This window comes from Nocardia sp. NPDC059236 (genome assembly GCF_042754085.1).
GTDB lineage: Bacteria > Actinomycetota > Actinomycetes > Mycobacteriales > Mycobacteriaceae > Nocardia.
Genome location: NZ_JBHZAF010000009.1, coordinates 233,931 through 258,233, shown reverse-complemented (window position 1 = coordinate 258,233; position 24,303 = coordinate 233,931). Strand labels below are relative to the sequence as shown.

General features: G+C 64.9%; 27 protein-coding genes. 9 read left to right on the top strand and 18 right to left on the bottom strand.

Features of this window, described 5'->3' with window-relative positions:
• Positions 1-57 precede the first annotated feature (57 nt).
• Both ACFXIV_RS24785 and ACFXIV_RS24780 read right to left on the bottom strand, forming a co-directional pair.
• Positions 58-270, bottom strand: coding sequence for a DUF397 domain-containing protein (locus tag ACFXIV_RS24785; RefSeq protein ID WP_379400177.1), 213 nt, complete (start codon positions 268-270; stop codon positions 58-60).
• 2 nt (positions 271-272) lie between these two features.
• Entirely contained in the window at positions 273-1,157 is an 885-nt protein-coding gene (locus ACFXIV_RS24780; RefSeq protein WP_379400178.1) for a helix-turn-helix domain-containing protein, read from the bottom strand.
• A 161-nt stretch (positions 1,158-1,318) separates the two neighbouring features.
• Between ACFXIV_RS24780 and ACFXIV_RS24775 the strand changes: the two genes are divergently transcribed.
• The 4 genes from ACFXIV_RS24775 (at position 1,319) to ACFXIV_RS24760 (ending at position 3,388) form a co-directional block, all read left to right on the top strand.
• Positions 1,319-1,708, top strand: a complete 390-nt coding sequence (locus tag ACFXIV_RS24775) for a hypothetical protein (RefSeq protein ID WP_379400179.1) — start codon at positions 1,319-1,321, stop codon at positions 1,706-1,708.
• The gene (locus ACFXIV_RS24770) at positions 1,686-2,000 is read left to right on the top strand and encodes a hypothetical protein (protein ID WP_379400180.1); all 315 of its coding nucleotides are present in this window, start codon (positions 1,686-1,688) and stop codon (positions 1,998-2,000) included. The genes ACFXIV_RS24775 and ACFXIV_RS24770 overlap by 23 nt, the downstream gene beginning before the upstream one ends.
• 162 nt (positions 2,001-2,162) lie before the next feature.
• The gene (locus ACFXIV_RS24765; protein ID WP_379400181.1) at positions 2,163-2,423 is read left to right on the top strand and encodes a hypothetical protein; all 261 of its coding nucleotides are present in this window, start codon (positions 2,163-2,165) and stop codon (positions 2,421-2,423) included.
• The gene (locus ACFXIV_RS24760; RefSeq protein ID WP_379400182.1) at positions 2,420-3,388 is read left to right on the top strand and encodes an LLM class flavin-dependent oxidoreductase; all 969 of its coding nucleotides are present in this window, start codon (positions 2,420-2,422) and stop codon (positions 3,386-3,388) included. The genes ACFXIV_RS24765 and ACFXIV_RS24760 overlap by 4 nt, the downstream gene beginning before the upstream one ends.
• A 211-nt stretch (positions 3,389-3,599) precedes the next feature.
• On the opposite strand, the gene ACFXIV_RS24755 is transcribed toward ACFXIV_RS24760, so the two are convergent.
• Together ACFXIV_RS24755 and ACFXIV_RS24750 are read right to left on the bottom strand one after the other, a co-directional pair.
• Positions 3,600-4,007 carry a hypothetical protein gene (locus ACFXIV_RS24755; RefSeq protein WP_379400183.1) on the bottom strand — a complete coding sequence of 136 codons (408 nt, stop codon included), beginning with the start codon at positions 4,005-4,007 and terminating at the stop codon, positions 3,600-3,602.
• Positions 4,008-4,128: 121 nt separating this feature from the next.
• Positions 4,129-5,409: a hypothetical protein gene (locus tag ACFXIV_RS24750; RefSeq protein ID WP_379400184.1), complete on the bottom strand. Its 1,281-nt coding sequence runs from the start codon at positions 5,407-5,409 to the stop codon at positions 4,129-4,131.
• 81 nt (positions 5,410-5,490) lie between these two features.
• On the opposite strand from ACFXIV_RS24750, the gene ACFXIV_RS24745 reads away from it, so the two are divergent.
• Positions 5,491-5,745 carry an acyl carrier protein gene (locus ACFXIV_RS24745; RefSeq protein ID WP_379386071.1) on the top strand — a complete coding sequence of 85 codons (255 nt, stop codon included), beginning with the start codon at positions 5,491-5,493 and terminating at the stop codon, positions 5,743-5,745.
• On the opposite strand, the gene ACFXIV_RS24740 is transcribed toward ACFXIV_RS24745, so the two are convergent.
• The 4 genes from ACFXIV_RS24740 to ACFXIV_RS24725 form a co-directional block, all read right to left on the bottom strand.
• Entirely contained in the window at positions 5,742-7,202 is a 1,461-nt protein-coding gene (locus ACFXIV_RS24740; protein WP_379400185.1) for a class I adenylate-forming enzyme family protein, read from the bottom strand. The genes ACFXIV_RS24745 and ACFXIV_RS24740 overlap by 4 nt on opposite strands.
• A gap of 466 nt (positions 7,203-7,668) precedes the next feature.
• A complete protein-coding gene (locus ACFXIV_RS24735) occupies positions 7,669-8,673 on the bottom strand; it encodes a metallophosphoesterase family protein (protein WP_379400186.1) in 1,005 nt (334 codons plus the stop codon).
• A 154-nt stretch (positions 8,674-8,827) separates the two neighbouring features.
• Complete coding sequence (locus ACFXIV_RS24730; protein WP_379400187.1) at positions 8,828-9,451, bottom strand: response regulator; 624 nt, start codon at positions 9,449-9,451, stop codon at positions 8,828-8,830.
• Positions 9,448-10,620 (bottom strand): sensor histidine kinase, encoded by a 1,173-nt coding sequence (locus tag ACFXIV_RS24725; protein WP_379400188.1) that lies wholly within the window; start codon positions 10,618-10,620, stop codon positions 9,448-9,450. Before ACFXIV_RS24725 ends, ACFXIV_RS24730 begins: the two co-directional genes overlap by 4 nt.
• 113 nt (positions 10,621-10,733) lie before the next feature.
• On the opposite strand from ACFXIV_RS24725, the gene ACFXIV_RS24720 reads away from it, so the two are divergent.
• On the top strand, positions 10,734-12,245 hold the full coding sequence (locus ACFXIV_RS24720) for a cytochrome P450 (protein WP_379400189.1): 1,512 nt from the start codon (positions 10,734-10,736) through the stop codon (positions 12,243-12,245).
• Between the two features lie 245 nt (positions 12,246-12,490).
• On the opposite strand, the gene ACFXIV_RS24715 is transcribed toward ACFXIV_RS24720, so the two are convergent.
• The 3 genes from ACFXIV_RS24715 to ACFXIV_RS24705 form a co-directional block, all read right to left on the bottom strand.
• On the bottom strand, positions 12,491-12,619 hold the full coding sequence (locus ACFXIV_RS24715) for a hypothetical protein (protein WP_379400190.1): 129 nt from the start codon (positions 12,617-12,619) through the stop codon (positions 12,491-12,493).
• Positions 12,620-12,837: 218 nt separating this feature from the next.
• Positions 12,838-13,068, bottom strand: coding sequence for a DUF6400 family protein (locus ACFXIV_RS24710; RefSeq protein WP_379400191.1), 231 nt, complete (start codon positions 13,066-13,068; stop codon positions 12,838-12,840).
• A 926-nt stretch (positions 13,069-13,994) separates the two neighbouring features.
• On the bottom strand, positions 13,995-14,987 hold the full coding sequence (locus tag ACFXIV_RS24705; RefSeq protein ID WP_379400192.1) for a helix-turn-helix transcriptional regulator: 993 nt from the start codon (positions 14,985-14,987) through the stop codon (positions 13,995-13,997).
• 104 nt (positions 14,988-15,091) lie between these two features.
• Here ACFXIV_RS24705 and ACFXIV_RS24700 point away from each other — a divergent pair, with 104 nt between their 5' ends.
• A complete protein-coding gene (locus ACFXIV_RS24700) occupies positions 15,092-15,490 on the top strand; it encodes a VOC family protein (RefSeq protein WP_379400193.1) in 399 nt (132 codons plus the stop codon).
• Positions 15,491-15,769: 279 nt separating this feature from the next.
• On the opposite strand, the gene ACFXIV_RS24695 is transcribed toward ACFXIV_RS24700, so the two are convergent.
• The 4 genes from ACFXIV_RS24695 to ACFXIV_RS24680 all read right to left on the bottom strand — a co-directional run bounded on the left by ACFXIV_RS24695 (position 15,770) and on the right by ACFXIV_RS24680 (position 18,669).
• A complete protein-coding gene (locus ACFXIV_RS24695) occupies positions 15,770-16,507 on the bottom strand; it encodes a MerR family transcriptional regulator (RefSeq protein WP_379400194.1) in 738 nt (245 codons plus the stop codon).
• Positions 16,508-16,547: 40 nt separating this feature from the next.
• On the bottom strand, positions 16,548-17,462 hold the full coding sequence (locus ACFXIV_RS24690) for an alpha/beta fold hydrolase (RefSeq protein WP_379400195.1): 915 nt from the start codon (positions 17,460-17,462) through the stop codon (positions 16,548-16,550).
• 218 nt (positions 17,463-17,680) lie between these two features.
• Positions 17,681-18,346, bottom strand: coding sequence for an ATP-dependent Clp protease proteolytic subunit (locus ACFXIV_RS24685; protein WP_379400196.1), 666 nt, complete (start codon positions 18,344-18,346; stop codon positions 17,681-17,683).
• Entirely contained in the window at positions 18,343-18,669 is a 327-nt protein-coding gene (locus tag ACFXIV_RS24680) for a helix-turn-helix domain-containing protein (protein WP_379400197.1), read from the bottom strand. Before ACFXIV_RS24680 ends, ACFXIV_RS24685 begins: the two co-directional genes overlap by 4 nt.
• 573 nt (positions 18,670-19,242) lie before the next feature.
• On the opposite strand from ACFXIV_RS24680, the gene ACFXIV_RS24675 reads away from it, so the two are divergent.
• Positions 19,243-19,755 carry a DUF4442 domain-containing protein gene (locus ACFXIV_RS24675; RefSeq protein ID WP_379421331.1) on the top strand — a complete coding sequence of 171 codons (513 nt, stop codon included), beginning with the start codon at positions 19,243-19,245 and terminating at the stop codon, positions 19,753-19,755.
• Positions 19,756-19,911: 156 nt separating this feature from the next.
• Here the strand turns inward: ACFXIV_RS24675 and ACFXIV_RS24670 are convergent, their stop codons facing one another.
• The 3 genes from ACFXIV_RS24670 to ACFXIV_RS24660 all read right to left on the bottom strand — a co-directional run bounded on the left by ACFXIV_RS24670 (position 19,912) and on the right by ACFXIV_RS24660 (position 23,456).
• Positions 19,912-20,715, bottom strand: coding sequence for a thioesterase family protein (locus ACFXIV_RS24670; protein WP_379400199.1), 804 nt, complete (start codon positions 20,713-20,715; stop codon positions 19,912-19,914).
• 306 nt (positions 20,716-21,021) lie between these two features.
• Positions 21,022-21,849: an SDR family NAD(P)-dependent oxidoreductase gene (locus ACFXIV_RS24665; protein ID WP_379400200.1), complete on the bottom strand. Its 828-nt coding sequence runs from the start codon at positions 21,847-21,849 to the stop codon at positions 21,022-21,024.
• A gap of 35 nt (positions 21,850-21,884) precedes the next feature.
• Positions 21,885-23,456, bottom strand: a complete 1,572-nt coding sequence (locus tag ACFXIV_RS24660) for a succinic semialdehyde dehydrogenase (protein ID WP_379400201.1) — start codon at positions 23,454-23,456, stop codon at positions 21,885-21,887.
• A 90-nt stretch (positions 23,457-23,546) separates the two neighbouring features.
• On the opposite strand from ACFXIV_RS24660, the gene ACFXIV_RS24655 reads away from it, so the two are divergent.
• A complete protein-coding gene (locus ACFXIV_RS24655) occupies positions 23,547-24,254 on the top strand; it encodes a TetR/AcrR family transcriptional regulator (protein WP_379400202.1) in 708 nt (235 codons plus the stop codon).
• The last annotated feature ends 49 nt before the right edge of the window (positions 24,255-24,303 follow it).

The following is a 24,303-nucleotide window of genomic DNA, read 5'->3' as shown; positions in this document are numbered from 1 at the left end:
CATCCCGCCACCGAACCAAACGATCCCGCCTGAGGACTGGATCAGGCCCGGCCTGGATCAGGCGGGAGAGTCGAGTTCCCCGGCCACCACACCGGCGGTGAAGGCGTCCCACTCACGGGGGGCGAACACCAGCGCTGGGCCGGTCGGGTTCTTGGAGTCACGAATCCCGACCAGTCCCCCATCGAGGAATGCAACCTCAACGCATTCGGAGTTCCCAGAGCTATACGTGCTCTTGAACCACTGCTCCCGGGTACGGAGGCGATCATTCACTGTCAGGAGTCCCTTCTTGCGACCTGCCGCAGCAGGTTCCGGCTGGTTGCGGCGTCCAACGCGGCGTGCTGGATCGTCGCGAACGCCCGGCGGTACTTGCCGACGTCGGCTTCTTCCTCAAGGTACATATCCCCGGTGTAACTCTCGACATAGATGACCGTCGGTTCGGCGACACCTTTCGGGTCCGGTTTGAAGTCGAGCGTGACGAACGGCCCGACCGGGGTCCCGAGTGGGAATCCGGCTCGGAAGGGCAGGACACGAATGGTGATGTTCGGGCGGGTACCGAGGTCGGCGAGATGCCGCAGTTGCGCCGCCATCGTCACGTCATTGCCGACTGTCGTGTGCAGGGCTGACTCGTGGAGCACGAGATCGATGGTGATGGGAGCCCTCTTGCGAGTGATGATCGTCTGGCGTTTGAGCTTCAGTTCGATCCGTCGATCCTGTTCTTCCTCACCGTCTTTCGGAAAGTAGATCCTGTTCAGCGATCGGGCGTAGTCGGAAGTTTGGAACAGTCCAGGGACGAGATCGGGACGGTAGATCTCCATCGCGCCCGCTTCGGTTTCCATCCGCATGTAGACATCAAAGTTCGCCCGAATGAGGTCATTGAAGCTGTTGTACCAGGTCTTTTCGGCAACCTGCCGCGCGAGCTCGATCATGGCGTCGGTCTTCTCGTCCGCAATCTCGAGGATCTTGCCGAGCTCACGAAGATCTCGATCGAGAATCCTGCCGGGCTCACCCCGCTCCAACCGGGAGTATTTGCTGTGGCTCCATTGCATCGCAGCCGCAACCTCGGCCTGTGTGAGTACCGTGTTCTCCTCGCGCTGACGGCGTATGTATCGCCCGAGCTGCCGACGTGGCAGCGAAGCGCGCGGATTCTCCTCGGGCATCGCTAACTCCTCGACTCTGTCAGGGTGGCACTGCTCCGATCCCAGAGTGACACCGCTGCTGGGACTTTGCCCTCGTTTCCCGAAAATCCCGGAATGACAATGTCATAGGTGGTCGATGGTGGTGTGCTGGGACGACAACGACGGCACACAGGTAGGTGACAATGTCCAGCAACAACCCGTGGTCTGTGCAGGCGATCATCGACCGCATCGAACGAGAGAAGCGACAAGCCGCCGACCCCGAACCTGCATCGAACGAGAGCGCGACGGTCGGGTATTCGGTGCGCGGGCTGTGGTCGTGCTACTCCGATCCCGGCGAACTGACTGCCGCACAAGCACATATCGCGATGCGACTGCATCTCCAATGCGGAGTCGACACCTGCGCGGTGCGTTGGCGGGCACGCACCGCCCTGGTCGCATCCGGGCGCATGGTCCTCGACCCCCGCGCGGCGCGAACACCGCCGACCGCGCACAGATCCCTGTTCACCCTGTTACGGGCCGCCGTATTCGGCTACAGCACACTGCTTTTCGGTGGTCGCCATGCCCTGCGATGATCCGGACCTGATCGAGATCCAGGTCATCCAGGACGTCCTCGACACCATCGAAACCCGTCTGCGCGACCGCGAACGCCACGGTTGGCGCTTGACCGTCCCCCGCTCCCGCGTCTACGCAACCCTGCTGCACGCGGTCATCGTCAGCGCCCGCGAATCCCATCGCCTCCCAGCCACACTCGACCGCGCCGCCATTCTCGACACCATCCTCGACGGCACCGAATCCGCGGGCCACGATGCCGCCGTCCGACCGATCGACGACGTCATCGCCCGCCACACCGTGCCCGTGAACTGAAGCTCCGGACACACCGACGAGCGACTTCGGCAATCTCAATGACGGGCAGACCGCGGCGAGGCACTAATCAAGATGGCGCAATCGGACTTACCGCCGGGCGAGTTGATGCATGCATTCGCCAGTTCCAACAAACCAGCAGCCCGACAGAGGGTCCGGCGGCGAATGACCGTCCAGGAGTTCGATGAATGCGTCGGCAACCTCGAGAGACCGCGCCGACCGCACCCGCCATCGGCATCTGCCGTCGCGTTCTACCGGGTTGTGCTCGAGTTCTTCAAGGTCATGTTCCGGATGGCGGAAGATATGCGTTCCATCCGCAATAGCGATGGCGGTCTGCGACAAGGGATCTCGTCACTCGATCTCGCATGCCTTTACCTGCAAGGTAATTGCCGCCTGATCGGTCACCGCCGAGGATCGTCGGTATGATTCGAATCGGCGTATTACTGCCCAGCCGCGAGACTGCCATGACGAGCGCTCACGATGCCGCGGGCCTGGTGAAGCTGGCGGTGGCTGCCGAGGACGCAGGATTCGACTCCGTATGGATCGGAGACTCGCCATTGGCGCGGACCCGCGTCGACCCGCTGCCGCTGCTTGCCGCCGTCGCCGCGACCACGTCCCGTGTGCAGTTCGGTACGGCCGCGTGGACCGCGACCCTGCGCCACCCCCTGCTCGGTGCGCACACTGCCGCGACCGTGGATCAGCTCAGCGAGGACAGGCTCGTACTCGGTGTCGGCGCTGGATTCCCGCTGCCCGAGAGCCGAGACGAATTCTCGGCCCTCGGGATCTCGTTCGACGAGCGGGTAGGGAGATTGGATGAGACGGTGGCGATTTGGCGCGCAAGCTGGTCCGGTGTCAGCCGTTTCGACGGCCGTTACTGGAAGTTCGACGACTTGTCGGGTGCGTTGCCTGCGGCAAGCGCTGCGGGGCCGCCGGTGTGGTTGGCCGGAAGCGACACCCCTCGCGTGTTGCGGCGAGTGGCCCGGACCTACGACGGCTGGCTGCCGTTCTTGCCCAGTGCGGACGCGTACGCCCGAGCGTGGGCTGCCATCCGTGATCTGACGGACCGTCCGATCACGCCCGGTATGTACGCGACGATCAACCTCGATCCGGACTCAGCGAAGGCGCGCGCTGAGCTCGACGGGTATGTGCGCCGTTACTATCGGCGCTCACTCGACGAAATGGCAACGGTCCAAGCCTATTTCGGTGGTTCACCCGAGGAATGCGTCGACTGGCTGGGCCGCTACCTCGAGGCGGGCGCCGAGCATCTGGTCCTGCGCATCGGCTCGCTCGATACCCGGCGTCAACTCGAGGCGCTGGCAGAGGCGCTGCCCGCACTGCGGGCGATCTCGGTTACACGTTCGTCGGGTTGGCGGACCCGAAGCCCTCGTTGAATCCGGTTTCGATGCGGTGGTAGCCGTATTCTCCGAGGACATGGTCGCGGATGTCCTCGGGCAAGTGAGTACCTCGGGGTTCTTCGGCATCCACAGTGCGGCAACAGCAACCAGGGCTTCAGCGCTCACAGACTTGTGTTCCATCCGGTTATCTCTGCCTGTCGCCACGGAGCCGTTGCCTGAACCAAGTCGAAGCAGCTGTGCGGGCACCTCACTGCGAGGGAGGACGGTCCCAGCTGTAGGAGTCCGGCATGTTGTGCCTGCCGCCGGAATTCTGGTTCTGGATCACCGCATTGGCGGTATACGACGAGCCATCGGTGAACACTACGACGCATTTCAGATGCGCGGTCTCTTCTCGCATCGTGTCGTGGACATGCGGTTCGCACGACACCGACTGCACCGGCCGGTGGTCTTTGGCTGTGATGTTCTCCTTCATGGCGTTCTGCAGGGCGACGTAGGCATCGTTGTCCGGCCCACACCCGGCCACGAGCGCCAGCGAGGCGAGGATCACGACCAGCCCGGCCCGCCGAGGGAAACTCATAGCACCCATCTCACCACCGCCGTCCGCGGACAGCACGGTTTCGATCGCATCGACGGGTCGGCCCGCGAACGACCTCATCAGCGCGGGCACCCTCGAAGGACTCGAATCCGCCCGCGCCAGAGGACGACTCGGCGGCCGGCCAGGTCGGTCTCCGGGACCTCGTCCACGACGCGGGGCGTGCTGCGATCGGCGTGGCGCTTTATCCAGCTAGCTCGAGCCGGGCCACCGCGTTGTCGGTGAGCCGGCATACCTCATCGTCGCTCATCGCAAGTGCCGAGTACCCGACGCTGAGGTCGAGGCCACCGAGCCGCTCGTTGGCGATCACGAACAGTGACGGGCCGAACATGTCGAGCGAAACGGCCCTGGTGACGTCCTCGAGCGTGTAGGCGCCGTAGCCGGCCTGCAGGCCGGAATCGCCGATCGTGGTCACAGCAAGTCCGTCGAGACGCCGGTTGTTCCGGAGCCCTGGGCCGGCTTCGTGCCGATACACTTCCCATCCCGGAAACTTCATCATCGAGGCGGACTCGTGGTCCTTGGCCAGCGCGGCGATCAGCTTGAACGAGGCGTCACGGGCGGTTGCCCAGAAGTCGTCGGTTATCGGGTGCTCGGTACGCAGAATGTCGACGTAGCAACCGAAGGTCTCGTGCGCCCGCGCAAGTTTACTGAGGCGACGAAGGTCGACCGTGGTCAACACGGTCATGGCATCGAGCCTGTACCGCTCGCGCATAGCGAGCAGGAAGGCTGCCGTTACCGCACCGTGAGGCGTCGTTCTGTTGGCTTTGATGGCATCCATGAGCGTTGCCGTTACGACGGGCTCGAGGTGACGTGCCAGTACTCGCGTTTCTTTCTTCCGGTCGGGTACCGCCTGCTTGGGTAGCCGAATGGCCGGCGTATAGGTGGTCTTCTTGCCGCTGCCGGACTTGGTGGGCAGGCTGTCCTCGATCGACGGGGGCAGCGTGGTGTCGAGCGGGGGTTTCAGCTGCGCCGCGGCTGGATCGGCGAGGAATTCGAGAAGCTGGCGAGCGAGCATGTTGGCGGACTGGGCGTCGAGCGTCGCGTGATCGGCGCAAATGACGATGTGGTTGAGGTCGGCGTCGGGCGACTGCCGCACCAGCGCTACCCGCAGGCGCGGATGGTTGCCCTTCGGGATCGGTGTGCGGATCTCAGAGGCAAAAACCGTGCGCCAAGCGTCCGGGTCGGCGTCGTCGAGCACCTTCAACGGGATCTCCGTTGTGCCCTCGGTGTCGAACCAGGGCTGGCGATAGGCGAAGAACGGCATGTGTCGCCAGACGAGCTTGCCGTAGCGGATATGAGCGCGAAGGATAGGGTGCTGGGTCTGTAGCCAGGCGAGCGCGCGCGTCACCAGAGCCGGATCGAGGCGGCCGCGCACATGCAGCACCTGCATGGTGATCAGCCCGCCATGGACATGCAAATGGCTGAGCAGTTGTTCCTTTTCGCCCAGCGGGCGCATTTCGCCCAAGCTTTCCTCCCAGGTTTTCGAATACCATTCCAGGTCGCGATGAAATTGGCTAGTATGCCGACTACATAAGGGACTCAAGTGATGAACGATATCGAACGACCGATAGTCGAGTATATCTCCGCCATGGTGGCCGAAACCGGCGGTGCGCCGGTCGATCGCGAGACCCCTTTGCTCGAGGCAGGCCTGCTGGACTCGATCAGTTTGGTAAAACTTGTGTATTTCCTCGAGGAGCGATTCAAGATCAGCATCCCGGACACGGAGATACGGCCGGAGCTGTTCGAATCGCCTGCGAACATAGCGGCCTATGTTTCGCAGCGAGCGGCTCAGCCCGCCTAGAGCTCGCGCAGCCGCGCACGGAGCACCTTGCCGGCCGCGCTCCGCGGCAGTGCGTCGATGAACGCGATCTCGTCCGGGACCTTCTGAACCGACAGCCTTTCGCGGGCGTAGCGGATCAACTCAGCGGCCGACACCTCCGCCCCTTTGACGACGAACGCGATCAGCCGATTGCCGTTGCGCGAGTCCGGGAGACCCGCCACTGCGGCTTCGGCGACAGCAGGCAAGGCCATGAGCGTCTCCTCCACTTCGATGGGGTCGATCTTGTAGCCGGATACCTCGATCAGCAGCTTGCTGCGGCCACGGATGAAGATGCGACCTTCTTCATCGAGCGAGGCAAGATCGCCGGTCCTGAACCAGCCCTCATCGAACGCCTCAGCATTGGCCACGGCATCGCCGAGATAGCCCCGCATGAGCGAGGATGATCTGATTTCCATTTCGCCGACGGATGGGCCGAATTCGGTGTCGAACGGGACGATGCGGACCCTGGCGTCGCCCGCGGGCTTGCCCACCGATGCCCAGCTCGCGTCGAGGTCGGCGGAGTTGTTGTGCGAGAACATGCTCGCTTCGGTCGAGCCGTAATCCTGACGAAGTGGGGTACCCAGGCGCTCGCGCACCGCTTCGAAGATCGGCCGTTTCAGTGCGACGCCGCCCGAGAAGGCCAGGCGCATCCTGAGGTCGAAACTGCCGGTCTGACCGGTGACGATTTCGTACATTGCCGGAACGGCACCCATGACGGTGACGCGCTCGCGAACCATGGTGTCGAGCAGCTTCTTGCGCGAAAGCGCCAGCGGCAGGGGATCGCTCCAATAGAGCGTCGTTGCACCGCCGGCGACGGCTTGCGTAGCGCCCAGTAAGAAGCCCAATGAGAAGTTGCCCGGCAGAATGTCCAAAACGATATCGTCGGGCTGAATTTCCCAGGCTGTGCTGGCTCGTTCACCATCAGCGACGAGCTCGGCATGGGTGTGCGGCACCACCTTGGGCAACCCGGTCGAGCCGGACGAGAAGAGGTAGAGCGCCGTTGTATCGCCTCCCAGTTTCGGCAGCTGGGCGGTTGCGCTTCCTTCGGGAAGGGCGCTCGTCAAGAGCAAGGGAATGCCGGGGGCTGCATCTGCGATCAGCGTCTCGGCAACAGCGGCAAGACCGGGAGTTGAGATGACTGCGCTGGGTCCGGTCTTTTGTGCGAGTGCGGCAAGTTCGGATCGCGTGGCCGTCTCGCCGAGAGGCATCGCGATGGCGCCGATGGCGAAGAGCGCGTGGGCGGTCACGAAAAGATCGGGCGAGTTCGGAATCAGCAGGGCAACGGGATCGCCGCGCCCGATGCCACGGTCGATGAAGCCGGCGGCGCGCCGGCCGATCCGCTCGACCAATGCGGCGTAGGGCGTAAATGCCTCGCCCTGCCGCAATCCGCTGGTGCTCGGTGCCCGCGCTGTCAGCGCTAGCAGATTGTCGTAGATCATCTCTACTCCGCGGGGTCCGCCCCCCTGCCCGTAAGGATAGAAGTGGGATGCGCCATCTACAAGCCGTCAGCGATCACGCCAGCAAGTCCGGTGGAAAACGCCGGTATCGAACATCAAAGCTCCTGTCAGTTCCAGACCGAGCCTTTATCGTGGTCGCCATTGAAAAGGCCGGATGGCCCCCGCCAAAAGGGCCAGCGAGACAAGGAGGCTCAGTTCAAGTCCAGGCGATGGCAGCTCAATTCTGGCCTGCCACAATCGATTTCCGTGTCCACGACGAGTTCCTCTCCGATGACGACACCGCACTATCGGTCGTCGAAGGCCAAGGGTCCGAATGTTCTCGAGCTCGGCGCCGGGAAGCAAACAGGCACTCAATTCGGCATTGCAGACCCCGCGGCCGGGCGACCAGCGGCATGGAAATGCGCTGCGGCTGTGCAGTAGTCGGGCTGAAATGACCCGGGCGTTTCGGCTATCGGGGTAGTTCGGGCACGTCGAAATCCAGTGCGGTTGCGAGGTTTATCGTTCTGCGGGGAGTGATACATTGCCGGGTCAGGCTTTGCAGATCAAGCCTGTCGTGGCGGGCTTGGAACAGGAACAGTGCGGCGGGATGCTGTCGTAGCTGATCGGTGTCGAGTCCGTCGGCGGTGTGGTGGGCGGCGGCGACAAGAGCAGGGAACGCCGACTGGAGCTCGGCTGCCCATTCCTCGACCGCTGTCAGCCAGGCGTGGCTGGCGGCATCGGGTTTCGAGGAGAATCGTGCGATTGCCTCGCTCAGTTCCGGCCAGGTGTAGTCGGCCCACGGTTTGGTTTTCAGGACTGGCAGCTGCCATTGGCGCCTGACTTGCAACCAGTGATCGGTATGCGCCGGCACCGAGTGAATCGCGAAGTCCGGCAGGCTGAGTGCGGTCAGGGTTCCGCCGTGGCAGGCCCCGGTGTCCAGGCCCAAGATCCGGTCGTCGCGAATCAGTGGCTCGTTGCCGGTTACGTGGTGTCCGAACACGATCGGCTTGGCATCGGTGTAGTGGTCGTGCCAGACGCTGTCCGGGAACAGAGCGCTGAGTTCGCGCTCACCGCGAGTGGAACCGCAAAGGACCTCCGCACGCTGGTCGGCGAGCGGGATACCGGGCACCATGCCGGCATGGACAACGCGGACATGTTCGTTTTCGAAGTAGTACGGAAGCGTCCGCATCCAGTCGACCATATCGGCGTAACCATCGCCGGTCTGCAGTCGGGTGATTTCCTGGGCGTAGGAGAAGATCCCGCGGACGTGTTTGCGTTCGTGGTTGCCCATGACCACCACCGAGTTCGGGCGTTCACGGAAAAGACTGACCACCTCGTGTGGTTTCGGGCCGCGGTCGACCAGATCACCGACACTGACGAGGAGGTCGTCTTCGGTGAGTTCAACCTTCTCGAGTAGCTCGAGTAGCTCATCGAAGCAGCCGTGGATGTCGCCGATGATGACGGTGCGCCCCATCCGGACGAAGGTAGCCGCAGATCGGTTCGGCGAGCAATGGAATATCGCGGTTGTGAACCGCACAGCATCCGGCACTAACGGATATCTCTGGGCCGCAGTCGGTCTCGCCGCCAGCCACCCCGAGTCGGCCGGCTTGCGATGAAGCGTTGGCACTTTACGGCGTGACGAGGAGCCCGCGCGCCAGGGCTGTTGTGACCGCAGCGGTGCGGTCCGACACGTCGAGCTTGGCGAATGCTCGCTGGAGGTGGGTTTTGACGGTTGTTTCGCTGATGTGCAGGGCTTGACCGATCTCGGCATTGGTCGATCCGTGTGCGACGTGTCGTAGGACTTCGAGTTCACGCGCTGACAGCTCGGTCTGCGACTGGCGGTTTCGGCGATGCAGCCGGGCGCTCACCGAGGGTGTCAGGACTGTCTCGCCGCGTGCGGCTGCGCGTACGGCGGTGGCGATTTCCGCCCGTGAGCTGTCTTTCAGTAGGTATCCGCACGCGCCTGCCTCCACAGCGCGCAGGATGTCGGTGTCGGTGTCGTAGGTGGTGAGGACCACTACCCGGGTCTCGGGGCAGGCAGCCAGTATCGCCTGGGTTGCCGCGGCGCCGTCGATCTCGGGCATCCGCAGATCCATCAGCACCACGTCGGGTCGAAGTGCGGTGGCCACCGTGATGGCCTCGGCCCCTCCGGCGGCCTCGCCGACGATGGCGAGATCGGTTTCGCGGGACAGCATTCCGCACATGCCCTCGCGCACCACCGGGTGGTCGTCGACGAGCAGGACGGTGATCATGCAGGCACCACGAGATCGACCTGAGTACCCGCGCCCGGGCCGGTGTGCACGGTGACCGCCGCGCCGATCTCCCGTGCCCGGCTACGCAGGCCGGGCAGCCCGAATCCATCGACGTCGTCCTCGTCGAAGCCGATTCCGTTGTCCGCCACCGACAGTCGCACACCATGCTCGGTTCGTACGAGATCGACCCTGACACTGTCAGCGCGTGCATGCTTGCCGATATTGGTCAACGCCTCCTGCGCGGCGCGCAGCAACACCACCTCGGTGCTGGTATCGAGCTGGGGCACAGCCGGATCCACGTTCACGGTCACCGCGATTCCGGTCTCGTCGGTGAGTTTGCGACCGCGGCGGCGCAGGGACTCGGCAAGGGAGCCACGCCCCAGGTCCGGTGGTGTCAATGTTTCCACCATGGTGCGTGCTTCGATCAGGTTCTCTCTCGCGGCGGCCTCGATCAAGGCCAGATGCCGGCGAGCGGCTCCCGGGTCGGTATCCATCTCCGATTCCACGGCCTGGGCCAGTGTCGCGATCCCGGTGAACCCCTGTGTCAGAGTGTCATGAATTTCTCTGGCCAGGCGGGCACGTTCGGTCATCGAACCTGCTTCCCGGGACAGTCGTGCGACATCGGCGCGGCTGCGTTCCAACTGGTCCACGAGCACAGCCAATTGCTCACCTCGGTCGATGGCCAGGGTGATCGTCGCACCGATCGCCGGGTTGAACACGACCGCGATCAGCGATATCGCCAGTCCCAACGGCACCTGGGACTGAGCGAGAAGCGCGAAGACCAGGGGTGTGAAACTGACCGCGGCCGCGACCGCAATCGCGGCTCGTACCGGCAACGCCATGTAGATCAGCGCATATACCACCATCACCGCGGCGAGCGCGGGTGGCGACCACCAGGCGGCGGCGTGAAACAACACCAGCACACCGACCACGAACAGCGCCGAATTCCGGTCCACCCTACGTCGATAGAACGCATCGGGATTCCTGCGACGCGGAGCCAGCAACGCGGACCACGCCAGCAGACAGGCCAATGCCGTCAAGCCCGCCCATGTTTCGCCGGCATATGTGCGCCGCAACACGATGACGAGAACTCCGGTGGCGATGAGGCCACCGACCACGTAAGCGCTCCAGATCCGGTACCAGAAATCCCACCGCTCGGGCGCAGTCATGATCCGACGATAACCTGGATCGTGTTCCGCGGTGTCCTCCGAACGGCGGACGTGTACCCCCTGACACGCGGCATACGCTGCGACAAACGTCCACGCGTACAGGGGGATTGGCCATGACCACTACACAGGTGACACCCGACAAGACGCTCTACCCGCCCCGGTGGCAGCCCGCGCCGCTGCGCTGGCACCGCACCCCGGTGTCATGGCGGCAGTCCTGGAGACTCGCCGTACGAGGGATGCCATTGCGGCGCGACCGCACCCTGGCCGAGTTCTACGGAGCCCAGCTGCCCGGACAAGACGACATACTCGTGGCACGAATGCCGTTGCAGCGCTTCGTCGTCATACGCAACCCCGAGCACGCACGGCACATCCTGGTGACCAACCAGGCCAACTACACCAAGAGCGCAGAGTACGACATGCTCGCCGTCGCGTTCGGACGCGGCCTGGTCACCGAGCTCGACGAACAACGCTGGCAACGCAACCGCCGGCTCGTCGCACCCGTCTTCGGAAAACGCAACATCGCCACCCTCTCGGGCCCCATCACCGACGCCGCCCACGACTGCGCCCAGCGCATTCTTCAACTCGGCGCCCGCGGAGCCTCGGTGGACATGAACGCCGAAATGAGCCGGCTCACCCTCGATATCGTCGCCCGCACCATGTTCGGCCTCGACCTGACCGGACCGATGTCGGAGATCACCTTGTCCCGGATGCTGCGGCTGTTCGGGGTCGGGTTCGTCGCCGGCACCTCCCGAGGGCTACACGCACTCGCCGAGCTGACCAATCGCCACGACCTGCCCATACGCGTCATGCGGTCCGCGTGCTGGATTCTCGCACCGCGCACGGTCGCCGACCTCCGTCACGTCGAGAAGGTGATCGACCAGTTGATCACCGATCACCGCCGTGGTGCGATCACCCGCCGCGACAATCTGCTCGCACTGCTAATGGATGCCCAGGACCCGGAAACCGGACACCGCTACACCGACGCTGAGATCCACGACGAACTGATGACTTTCATCGGCGCCGGCACCGAAACCACCGCGACCGCACTCGCATGGACATGGAAACTGCTCGGCGAACACCCCGACGCCCGCACCCGCCTCTACGCCGAACTCGACGACGTCCTGGGCGGACGCACCCCCACCACCGCCGACGTCGACCTCCTGCCATGGACGAAAGCCGTTGTCGCCGAGACCATGCGACTATATCCACCGATCGTCGGACTCGGCCGCGTCGCGAAGACCGACGACATGCTCGGCGACTTTCCGGTTCGCGCCGGAACCACCGTCATCGTCAGCCTCCACGCCCTGCACCATCACAGCGGAGTATGGGCGGACGCGGGCGCTTTCGATCCTGCCCGCTACCTGACCGAAAACCTGACAACCACGCACCGTCACGCCGCCCTGCCCTTCGGGGCCGGCAAACGCATGTGTGTCGCCCACGTCTTCGCCAACACCGAAGCGGTCCTCGCACTGGCCACCATCGCCCAGCACGTCGAGATGAACCCGGCGACCACCACGCCGATCCGCCCCCAATTCTCCTTCACCGGTGGACCCAACGGGCCAGTCCCCATGCACATCAGCACCCGAAACAACAACACCGCGGCCTCCGACGCTTCGAGGCCCTAACACCCAACTCCACAGTCGGCCTCGCCCCGCGCCAAATTTGCGGCGGGGCGAGGCCGATCACCGTGCGGGCGCAACCCAACTCCGCTCCCGCTCAATACTCGGGTGGCTCGCCTGGCTGCAGCCCCTCTGAAGCCACCCACTGCTGCGTCGGGCTGCTCCTCTCCGAAACCATGCCTGCGCACGATCACGCCAAGATCTCCGCTTCCAGATCCGGCCGACCTCGCTCCTCCGCGAGCGCCAGTGCACTAGGTCCACGAAGTATCCATACCGTCCGTACTGAAATGCTGACCGCCGCACAGCAATTCACCGAATACGTGCGGGCGGTCGAGGGATGCGACGGCCTCGGCCGCCACCTCGCGCTTCGCCTGGTCCACGATGGTGAATCCGTCTTGGATGTGCCCGCGAGACTCTCGGCGCAGGTGCGGGTCGTCGCTACCGGCAACGGCCGTAAAACCGACCCGGTCGACCGCAGTGAGCTGTCGAGCTCGCGCATCCACTGCTCACGAACTCAGCCGAGAGCCGGAGCGGCCAGGTCACCACTCGCTGGAGGCGACCAGCCGAACACGGTCATGGTTCGTGCTCGGCGGTGAGATCAGTCGGCAATAGGGCGAATCGCCCGATCCGGCAGGATCCCGGCCCGGACGAGTTCGTCGTAGATCCGCTGCTGCTCATCGTCGAGATTCGAGTACAGCATGTCGTACGCCAGTTCTTCCTCGGCGAGTACCGCGACCGGATCCCAGTCGTCACCGAGCGCGGCGAGGACAGCGCTGCGCCGTCGTACCTCGTCCAGGGTGAGGTCGTAAGCAAAATTGTGGTCGGCCATTTAGGCATCTCCAACCAGGTTCTTTCCAAAAACGAATTGACGACGATGCCCAACCGCGCCGTCTCGGGCAATGACCTGCATCACGTTTCGCGGTTGGACTTCGTCACATTTGATGCCCGTGCGCGGACTGGACCGCGCAGTAAATGCGTCCACATGATCGCCTCGACACGTCCACCGCTGAAAATCGGGCGCGGCGACGCCGCACCGCCAACAGAACGGAACTCGCCAATGGCCGTCGCTGGCGCCCGGGTCCTGTTGCCAGCCGCCCTGATGCTATTTACCCGACGCGAAAACCACCGCACCGATCGAACCCGAACTGGGCCATACGACATCAGAGGCCGGTGATGAGCGCTCGATGGCGGGCCCAGTCGGGTGAGATGATCTCAGCCCGTTGATCTTCGGAGCGCTCGCGCTGGCCGGTTCCGCCAGCGCGGTATGCGGCACGAGCGGATGATTGCGATCGATGGGCCTCGGCAGTCGCCGCGATTCAGTGGTGGAACAGTCGAACTCCGGTGCGGGCGAGGGTGATGCGGTGTTCGCGGCAAGCATCGGCGATAACCCATGACAGACCGAACATCCAGACGGACCAAGGCGCACTGGATTTCGGCATGTGGGTGCGCTCGCACGGCAGGCCCCGCAGCCGGTTCCAACCACACGACCAGCGGTAGAAGAGCACGCTGCCATGTGCGCATGAACGGCCAACCCAACCGTTCTAAACGTGCACTACAGCTGAGGAATTGGCGCGAAATTGCTGTTCTACAGCGGCTTGTGCGGGATTGCACCGGTCGTCCGAAACTCGGCAAAGTAGTGCACTGCCGGCTGCCGTACGGCGCTCGGGCCGTTGGGCTTCCGACGCCGCGCGCCGGCCGGTCGAACAGCGCGGGTGGCGGTATTCCCGTACGTTCGCGCTGTATGGCGGCACGGGTCTACCGGTGGGCTTCGGTTCGACCGTCGGCGGCTGCCGTGAGCCGGCGGGCCAGGGCGCGCACGGCGTCGTTCAGTGCGTCGGGGTGTTCGATGACGAACGGGCGGTTCAGGCCGGCCAGGACGGGGGGAATCCAGTCGAGTTGTTCGGCTCGGATTCGGACCCGGACCCACGGGTGGGTGTCAGGAAGTGAGTCGATCTCGTGCACGGTCGCGATCGCCGCGGGGAGCAGTGGGCGGACCTCGGTGAGGGCGCCCTGAACTCGGATCGATACCTCGTACCGATAGGGCGCCGTCGCAAGTGCGGACAGCAGATGCTCGGTCGGCTCGAATCCCGCTGGCGGAGTGAACGTTCCGGGCAGTGTTGTCACCGCCGTGATGCGGTCGAGCCGGAACTGACGTAGTTCGTCGCTGTTGCTGTCCATCCCCGTCAGATACCACCGGCCGGAGTGGGCGACGAGCCCGTATGGGTGTACGGTCCGCTCACTGCGGCGCCCGTTCCGGTCGGTGTAACCGATCGCGACCGTTTGGCGCTCGCGGGTGGCCTCGGCGAGCCCGAGCAGGACCGCGGTCTCGACAGCAGCCTCCGGGCGGGCGTCAGCGGTGAATTCGGCGGTGTCCATCAGTGCGTCCAGCCGGGCCGTCAGACGTGGGGGCAGGACGCGACGGAGTTTGGCCGCAACGCTGTCGGCCGCGTCGGCGGCTGTTTTCGATCGACCGACGCCGCGGCTGGTGAGGAGTCCGAGCAACACGGCCACCGCTTCGTCATCGGTCAGCATCAGCGGCGGCATTCGGTACCCCGGGGCAAGCCGGTATCCCCCGTAGCGGCCCCGCACCGATCGAACGGGGATCTCCAGGTCGGTGAGATGGGTGACGTATCGCCTGACGGTGCGTTCATCGACGCCGAGCCGTCCGGCGAGTTCGCCGACGGTATGGGTGCCGCCGGTCTGCAACAGCTCGAGGAGGGCCAGCACTCGGGCGGTGGGGCGCGTCATCAGGAAATTCTCTCATCTATACCGGGCGGAAACTGTCCGGTATCGGCTCTACCGTGGCCTGCGGGCGGCGCAACCTCCGCCCCAACCAACAACAGGAGTCCGCAATGAACCTCGTCTCGATCCGTTTGATCACCGGCGACATCCAACGGCTGGTCGGCTTCTATCAGCACCTGACCGGTGTCGAAGCCACCTGGGCTACACCGGATTTCGCCGAAATCGTCACACCGGCCGGCACACTCGCGATCGGAAGCACCCGCACCGTCGCGTTGTTCGCGGCCGGCAGCGCGCGCCCAGCCGACAACCACACCGCGATCATCGAGTTCCTGGTCCCCGACGTCGATGCCGACTACCACCGATTGCGGGACACGGTCGACGACTTCGTCAACGAGCCCACGACCATGCCGTGGGGCAATCGGTCATTGCTGCTTCGCGACCCCGACGGCAACCTGATCAACCTCTTCACCCCGGTCACCGCGCAGGCCGTCGCAAAATTTGCCCGCTGACATCCGCTCGTCGGCATGTGCGTGCAGGCACCTGTGAGGCGCTGGGCCCATCGATCTTCCACAGGCCCGCGCTGGCCGGTTCGGGCCGCGCACTATGCGGCATAGCGCGTTCGGTCGTGCGTTCAGTGATGGTGCCGAGCGATGGTCAGGATCCACTCCCTAGCCGTAATCGCTGGTGAGCAAAGGCAATTCGGGATTTGTGAGGCTGAAGTTCGATATGTCGGCGGGTCGGGATGGCCGGCCCAACCGGCATATCGCAGCACGACCAGGGGCCTTCGGTCAGCTGTCGGGCACGGCGATTCGGCGCCGCTCGGCACGGCGGGCGAGCGTATCCACGATTCGATGCCATGCCGGTGACTCCCTTAGGATCAGGGAAAAGACCGGCGTCGGGTTCTCAGGCCGGCTGCTGTTGCCTTCGTGTTCGATCTCCCATGTTTCCAGGTCGTTGATGAGCCGATCCACGCGCGGATCGTGCGGATCCCAGTCGACTGATTGATCGCATGCGAGATACAGGCGAATCTTCTCGGGGTCGTCGAAGCCGGCGTTCTTGTCCCGTATCCACTGCGGCACCGCATGCGGGTCCGACGCCTGCATCAGGATCGACCAGTCGCGTTCGAGTCGGACCGTCCGTTCACTGACTCCGAGACTGCGAAGCCGGTTCAGTATGGCGACCATCTCGGGGTGCAGGACAAGCTCTTCGCCGCTTGCCAATTCGGCGATGCGGCGGCGATGCTCGGTGAGCTGCTCGATCTTGGTCTGCAATGCGGTGTCGATATCGGTGATGGCAGCTGCGAATTCGGTTGGTTGTGCGTGCAGCAGCGCATCGATGCGGGCCAGCGGCACTCCGGCATCGGCAAGAGTCCTGATCCGGACGAGATCTACCGCCGCCTGCGCGCTGTACCGGCGGTAGCCGGAGGCATCGCGCTCAGGCTCGGGCAACAGGCCGACCTGGTGGTAGTGGCGGACGGTGCGTACGGTAACGCGGGCGGTTGCCGCGAGCTGGCCGATCGTGAGCACCGTAGGCCTCCGGTCTTCGGGAAACATGGCCAAGCCGAGTTCAGGCGCGAGCCACCTGGTCGACGACGTCGCGGATCGCCTGGACCACGACATCGGGGCGCGTGAAGCACAGCTGGTGGTGGCCGACATCGGAGACGACGCGATGTTCCCCGAACGACACCGTGCTCACCACGGCCGTGGCCATCCTCCGTATGCCCTCCTGTATCGCACATATCGTCTGCTCCGGCATCGACGCCTGCGGGCCGGGGTCGGTGCCCTCGGCGGTGAGCGCGACCACCGGTACGTCGGGAATGTCCGGCCCGGCACGCAGTTCGTCGGCGAGTGCAACCAAGCTGCCCCGTTCGGCGATGCCGACCCGGAGCCATTCGTCGCTGACATGGGCTTCGATCAGCGGCTGCCGCATGTGTCGCGGGTAGTCCGCCACCAGTCCGGCGAACATCTCGTGCAGGGCTGGGCGCATCTGCCGGATCTGCTCGGGATCGAGCGCCGGCTGCCGGCCGGCAGCCGGGCTCGCCGCAGCGGGCATGAAATCCTCCCAGTCGCGGTGGAAGCCATCCAACCAGACCAGCCCGGCCGCCTCCTGCGGGTACAACTGCGTGAACCGATGCGCGTAGGCGCCGCCGAGGGAGTGCGCGACCAGGACGTACGGGGCTTCGAGGTCCTGGGCGTGCAGCAACTCGTGTAGTTCCATCGCGACCGCGGCGGCGGTGCGCGGCAGCGGGACCGGATCGCTGTACCCGCTGCCGCCACGGTCGTACACCACTGCGGTGCAGAACTGCGAAACCCCTTGCTGCACAGCGAAATAGTCCAGACCGACCGCACCCGCGCCCGGCAGGAACACGACGGCCGGCCCGCCACTGCCCAGCCGATGCACGAAAACGCGGCGGCCGTCGACCTCCTGAAACTCCCCGATCGGCGGAGCAGGCCGAGCCGCGGAAGCGATGTTCTTCGTCATGAAGCAAGGGTGCAACCCCGACGCAGCGTCAGGGTCAAGCCTTCCCCGACACCCTCGGGCTGTCGCGGAGTGGGGATCGAGTGCCCAGATCTGCGAAAAGCACTGTGTCATAGGCCATTTTGTAGGCCCTTTGATCTATGCCGATGATTTTTTGATGGTGACGCACCGACCGTTGTCCGAGGGTCCGCCGATGCCGGGGGCTTGTGCGTTCAGCGCGATTATTCGCGGGTTGCGGGGCCCTCGATCAACCCGTACTCGACAGCGGCGGGGGTCGTGAGTGTCCGTTGCTGTTCGAGGTCTTGACGGATCTGGTCTGTGTCGCGACCGGTGAGTTCCGCCAGTCGAGCGAGCAGTGTGTCGAACATGGCTCGTGCGTGTTCGAGTCGCGGTTCGACACGGCTGAGCCCGCCCTCCAGACGTACCGATGGCTCCCGCAACACGAACTGGGCACTTCTGTAGGCGTAGCGATGCTCGCACGATGCGAGCACTCCCAGCGCTGCACCGCCGAGCGTGCCGCTCACGTAGGCGCTCACGGGCGCGCGAAGCACGTCCAGCACATCGGTGACAGTGCTGGCGTCGAGCAGATCCGCTTCCAGCCCGTACATTTCGAGCCGGATCGGTCGGGCGCTCTCAGCGTCCAACGTCAGCAACCGAGCGCACAGCTCGGTGGCAGCCGCGGCGTCCAAATGCCCGCGCGCGATAACCGTCCGCTGCATGAGCAACGCTTCCGCCGGTCCGTCCGGGCGAGGATCGATCCACACCTGCGTCGAGGGCGGCGGGACCGGAACAGGCTGCGGTTGTTCACGTTTCGCCGGGTAGTAGTTCGGAAACTCCGACGGCCAGGGCTGCCACTGAGAAGTGGGTGTGCTCGTCTCGATTCTCAAGGTTGTTCTCCGATCCGATTCGATTCAGCTGTCGTACTCGTCACTTGCAACGTGATGCGGCTGTCGACCGCAGCGGCATACCGCTGCAGCGTCGAGGTCCGCACATCGACGTTCTCCGTCTCCAACCGCGCCACCGCCGACTGCGACGTACCCATACGGGCAGCAACTTCGGTCTGCGACAACCCCGCCGCCCGCCGCCGCTCCACCAGTTCGGCAATCAGCCGCGCACGATCCTCCGACATCCTGCGTAGCGCCATCTCCCGGAACCCGGGCAGCACCGGGAGAGGTTCCTCGCCCGGCGACTGGGTCACCTCCTCGCTCATACCTACAACGATATCTCACTTTAGATATAACGCCAGGTCCTGAACCGAAGCGTGTCAGCTGCACTAACGAGAAGGATCCGACGAAATCCACAATCCGCACCGCCGCGCCTTCTAACGTGCTCATCGGCTACAGGCGAGGGACCGGATTCGGTGCCGATGGACTCGGTGGTGTGCTGAGACTGGGAATCGACCACTGCCATGGTCCGCCGCGGCGCGATAGTGCGGCGTGTGGATTTCCTTGCGCCACAGAACGTTCAGGTCTTGATCGACCAGGCAGTGAAACGTGTTCTAGTATCTCGGCGAGCATCGCCGCGATGCGGCATAAGACCGGGAGGGGCGCGGGACGGTGGGTTCGTTCCGCTCGAAGCAGCATGGTCGGGGAAATTCTTGCGGCACTTTGGGACACCCGCGATCTGTGGTGGACCGTGATCTCCTGGCATGGCGGCATCTATCTGTTCGCGCCGGCCGGGGCCGCCGGCGCGGCAAGCGGCAGGAGCGGATGTTGCCCCGCAGAACTGCGTCCGAAAGGATGAGCCGCAACGAATCTGATACCGAATGTAGACAGGTGAAGTGATGTCCGCCTCAGCAGAGCGTCGATCGTCCGATTCCATCGCTGGGAGCCGAGGCACACGAGAATTGCCCAGCCCCAAGGTACTTCGGCTGATTATGAGCGCATATCCGCCACTCTTGTTCGCTGGTGTGCGCGTCGCTCATATCGCGGACGACTGGACCTCTGTGCGCGCGACCCACAGAGTTCGTCCATGGAACTGGAACCCCAACCGTTCCGCATTCGGTGGCACCTTGTACTCGATGACAGATCCGTTCTTCGGGATCATGGCCCGCGGTCAGCTCGGGCGCGGCTATCGTGTTTGGACGAGCGCTGCAAGCATTGAGTTCATCGCGCCCGGCCGTGAGATGGTGACCGCCACCATGTCGCTCCCGTCTGATCACGTGGCGGCGATCCGTGACGCTACGAGCGAGGGCGGCAAGTCGATCACAGCTCACACCGCCGAAATCGTTTCCGATCAAGGCGTTCTAGTTGCCCGAGCCACCCAGCAGCTGTACGTGCGTCGCGTCAACCAGTGACCACGACATGGCCCCACCACCTTCAATGCCGACACACAACGTCCTACACTCGACAGTAGCGGATGTTCCTGTGCCGCAGTCGGTCTCATCGTCAGCCGTGCCGCGCCGGCCGGTGCGGTCAGCGCGGTACGCGGTGCGGGATGGGATGTTGGTTGATCAGTTTGCGGCCGACGCGTGGCGTGCGGCCGACATTGGCTGACGGGCATCTGCAACGGCAGTCACCACACAGGTGCCCAACCGGCCGACGCGATCGTAGAGCGTTGCGGTGCCGACTGCGATCCCGTCGCCGGTGACCTGATCCTGAGCCTGAAGCCCGAGTTCGGGACCTTCGGGCAACCGCGAGAGCGTCAAGGTCATGTCGGTGTTGATGTAGCCGATCCCCGCAGATCCCCAATGGCAGACGAAATTCGTGGCGTCTCCCATAGCAGCTGCTCGCTGAAACGGGGAGATCGGTTCGCCCTCGATCAAGGGAATGAGATTCTGCCACAGCACTTTACGGTCGGCGTTCCGGCCTGCGGTCAAGTTGTCGGTCCACTCGGATTCGCCGCACTTGAGCAACGGCGGCTCGCCGTGCGGCGATGTCAGCTGAGCCTGCGGTGCGGGCAATGACGCCTGCGGCTGCCACATCTCACCCGGTGCCGCAGAAGCTGAAGCGAGGAAGACCACACTCGCCCGCGCACGGAGTTCGCCCTGCTGCACGATGGAGGCATCGGCGACGATCACCCGCGTGCCCTCGCGGATGACGGCGCTGCGCACCGCGATCGGTTCGTTGAGTAACGGCCGCAGCATATCGACTGTGAGCCGCGCGGGTATGAAGCCCTCCGCGGGGCAATGCGTTTCAAGCTGACGCGCCAACAGTCCACACACCGCCGGCCCGTTCACCTGCTTCGAAGACCACTGGCTGACCCCGAAGCCATGCGCTTGGTACCGCCCGTCTCGCGCCACGAAGAACGAAACCACCGCGATCGGCCCCCTCTGTTTCCGACTCGTCAAAACGCATCGATTAGAACACGTTTCATGGCCTCCCAGAAGATCATCCGACTCTAGTCGAGCGCACGGAATTCGACAATATGGCGCGTTGGCCAGGGCGCCCAGCGCGGCTGCCGAAGTGGTGTGGGACATCGGACCGCCGACAACACAGTGGGTCGGGTCGCCCCGCTTTCGGCCTTCCTGGCCAGGCAACGGCACGGGGCCGGTGCCGCGGATTCTGCGGCACCGGCCCGGCTTGATCGATTCGCTTACTTTGAGCCGATTCGGCTCGAATCGCTACTTGCGGCCGGTGAATTCGTCCATGGAGTGGTAGACGCCCACCGTGTTCAGGTAGAAGTCGCGGACCTTGAGCGGGAGGAGGCCGGAGATGGCGCGGTTGAGGCGGGAGGTCCAGGGTAGGACTACCAGGGCGGAGCCCTTCTTCATTTCGGTCCAGGAGGTGTCGACGACTTCCTCCTGGTCCAGGATGGGGGTGAACCAGAAACCCTTGGCGCCGTCGAACATTCCGGTGTTGATGTAGGTCGGGCAGACCGTGGTGAACTTCACGTGCTCGTTGCCGGACTGCTCGAGTTCCAGGCGCACCGAATCCGACCAGCCCAGTGCCGCCCACTTGGAGGCCGCGTAGACGCTCATGCGAGGGTTGGCCACCAGCCCGGCGGAGGAGGCGATGTTCAGAACGCGGCCCTCGACGCCCTTGTTCGCCACCATGGCGGGCAGGAACTCGAGTGTGATGTACATGGGCGCAAGCGAATTGATCGCCATGGTCTTGTCGATGTCGGCACGGTTGCCGGTCTCCCAGAAGTACCCGTTGCCGCGCACGATGCCCGCATTGTTGACCAGCACGTCGATTCCGCCGACCTCGGCGCGTACGGCCGCGCCCGCCTCGGCGATGGCGTCGCGGTCGGACACGTCCACCACATAGTGGTGAATCTTGCTGCCGCCCAGCGCCGCCAGCGCGGCCGCGGTCTCCTCGAGCGCCTTCTCGTTGATATCCCACAACACCACGTCGGCGGCCTGCTCGGCCACCGCGCGCTGCGCGAACGACTTGCCCAGGCCCATGGCCGCCCCGGTGACCAGGACCTTCTTGCCCGCTACGGTCTTCATACCCCTCTGTACCCCTGTCGAAATGAGCTGCGGAATCACTTCTGCCGCAGCGTCTTCATGACGCCCAGGTAGAGCGTCATCGTCTTGGCCCACAGCTGTTCCGACATGCCCGGCAGCGGTGCGATGGGCAGCACCCGCTGCACCGCGATGGTCTGGGTGTCGATGTACTTCAGCAGGCCCTCGGGCCCGTGCCGGCGGCCGGTGCCGGAGATGCCGAGCCCGCCCGAGGGCGCCGCCACCGAGCCCCACGCAGCGATGAAGCCCTCGTTCACGTTCACCGATCCGGCGCGCACCCGCGCGGCGACCTCGCGGCCGTGGGCGGTATCGCGGCTCCACACACTGGCATTGAGGCCGTAGGCGGTGTCGTTGGCCTGGGCGACGGCTTCGTCGTCGCTGGACACGCGGTAGACCGACACGACCGGTCCGAAGGTTTCCTCGCGGTAGACGGTCATGCCCTCGCGCACGCCCGCGAGAATGGTGGGCTCGTAGAAGTAGGGGCCGAGGTCCGGCCGCGCCTTGCCGCCGGCGAGGACCGTGGCGCCCTTGGCGACTGCGTCGTCGACGTGCTTGCTGACGGTGTCGATCTGGCGCGGGAAGGTCAGCGACCCGATCTCGTAGCTGTAGTCGAGAGTCTTACCGAGGCCCAGTTTCTTTGTGTGGGCGACGAATTCGGTGACGAACTGGTCGTACACCGTGTCGTGCACATAGATTCGCTCGATCGATTCGCACAGCTGCCCGGCGGAGGCGAAGCAGGCCCGCACCGCGATCTTGGCGGCGGCCGAGACGTCGGCGTCCGCGAGCACCAGCAGCGGGTTCTTGCCGCCGAGCTCGAGCGAGTATCCGATGAGCCGCTCCCCCGCCTGCTGGGCGATGGTGCGCCCGGTGGCACTGGATCCGGTGTAGTCGACGTAGTCGGCGCGCGCGATGACCTCGGTGCCGACCACCGCGCCGCGCCCGAGCACCGCCTGCCACAGGCCCTTGGGCAGACCGGCGCGCTCGGCGATGTCGATGGCCCAGAGCAGGGTCAGCGCGGTCTGGTTGTCGGGCCGCCCGATGACGGCATTGCCGGCCAGCAGCGCGGGCAGCGCGTCGGAGGCGCCCAGCGCGAGCGGGTAGTTCCACGGCGAGATGACCGCGACCACGCCCTTGGGCCGGTTGCGCACCTCCACCTGGGTGAGGACCGGCATGACGCCGCGCGGCTTGCGGTGCGCCAGAATCGATTTGCCCTCGGCCGCGTAGTAGCGGGTGTTCACCGCGACGTCGGAGACCTCGTCGAAGGCGTGCACCCGGGACTTGCCGGTCTCGAGCTGGATGATGTCGAGGATGGTGTCCTGCTCGGCCAGCACCAGGTCGTGGATGCGGCCCAGCAGTGCGGCCCGCTCCCCGACCGGCACGGTCGCCCATTCCTGCTGCGCGGCGCGCGCGGTGGCGAAGGCCGCCTCGATATCGGTGACCGAGGACTGCGGCAGGTCGGTGATCTTGGCGCCGGTGGCGGGCGCGAACACCTCCACCGAGGGCGCACCGCCCGCGACGGCGTGGCCGAGCAGGCGCTGGACCAGGTCAAAAGGCAGCGCATCGGCGGCGGCGAGCTGCGGGGCAGTCGTCATTGGTCGCCCTCTCGAGGAGTCGGGTGCGGGTGAAACCCATTATTAACTGAACATCGGTGTTACATGAACACTGGTGTTAGATTAATAGACGTGACGCACACCATGTCAAGCCCTCCGGCGGGCAAGGGCACCCCGGCTCGCCGCGGCCGGCCGCCGCAGACGGAGAAGCAGGCCGACCAGGTGCGCGCCCGCATCGTGCTGGCCACCGCCGAGGTGTTCGCCGAACAGGGTTCGCGCGGGCTGAGCGTGGCGCGGATCATCGAGAAGGCCGGGCTGGCGCGGCCCACCTTCTACCGCTATTTCGCCAATGCCGTCGAGCCGCTGCATGCGGTGCTCACGGTCTCCAACGAGGACCTGGTCGGCGGCATCCGGTCCGCGCTGGAACGCAGCGAACAACCGGTCGATCTCGGCATCAATATGATCGAGGCGTATCTGCACTGGGCGGGCGGCCACGGCCGGATGCTGGCGCCGCTGTTCGCCGAACTGCACGATCCGGGCTCGCCGGTGTCGGCCTATCGCGAGCAGGCCATCGACGACATTCGGGACCTGGTGCGCACCAAGATCACCGGCCTGGGGCGACCGGCCCCCACCGATCTCGACCTCGATACCGCGCTGCAGACCTGCGAATTTGTCGTCTACCGCATTTCCGCGGACGCACCGCACGGCGAACCCGATCAGGCCACCATCGACGCGGCCCGGCTGACCATGATCCGCGGGGTGCTCACCATGCTCGGCACGCGCGCGGATGTCGAATACGCGCTCACGATTCCGGGGTTGTTCGAAGCCACCCAGGACTAACCGGTCCAGCAGGTTAGCCATCGGCGACGTCCCGGGCTAGGCTCGGCGC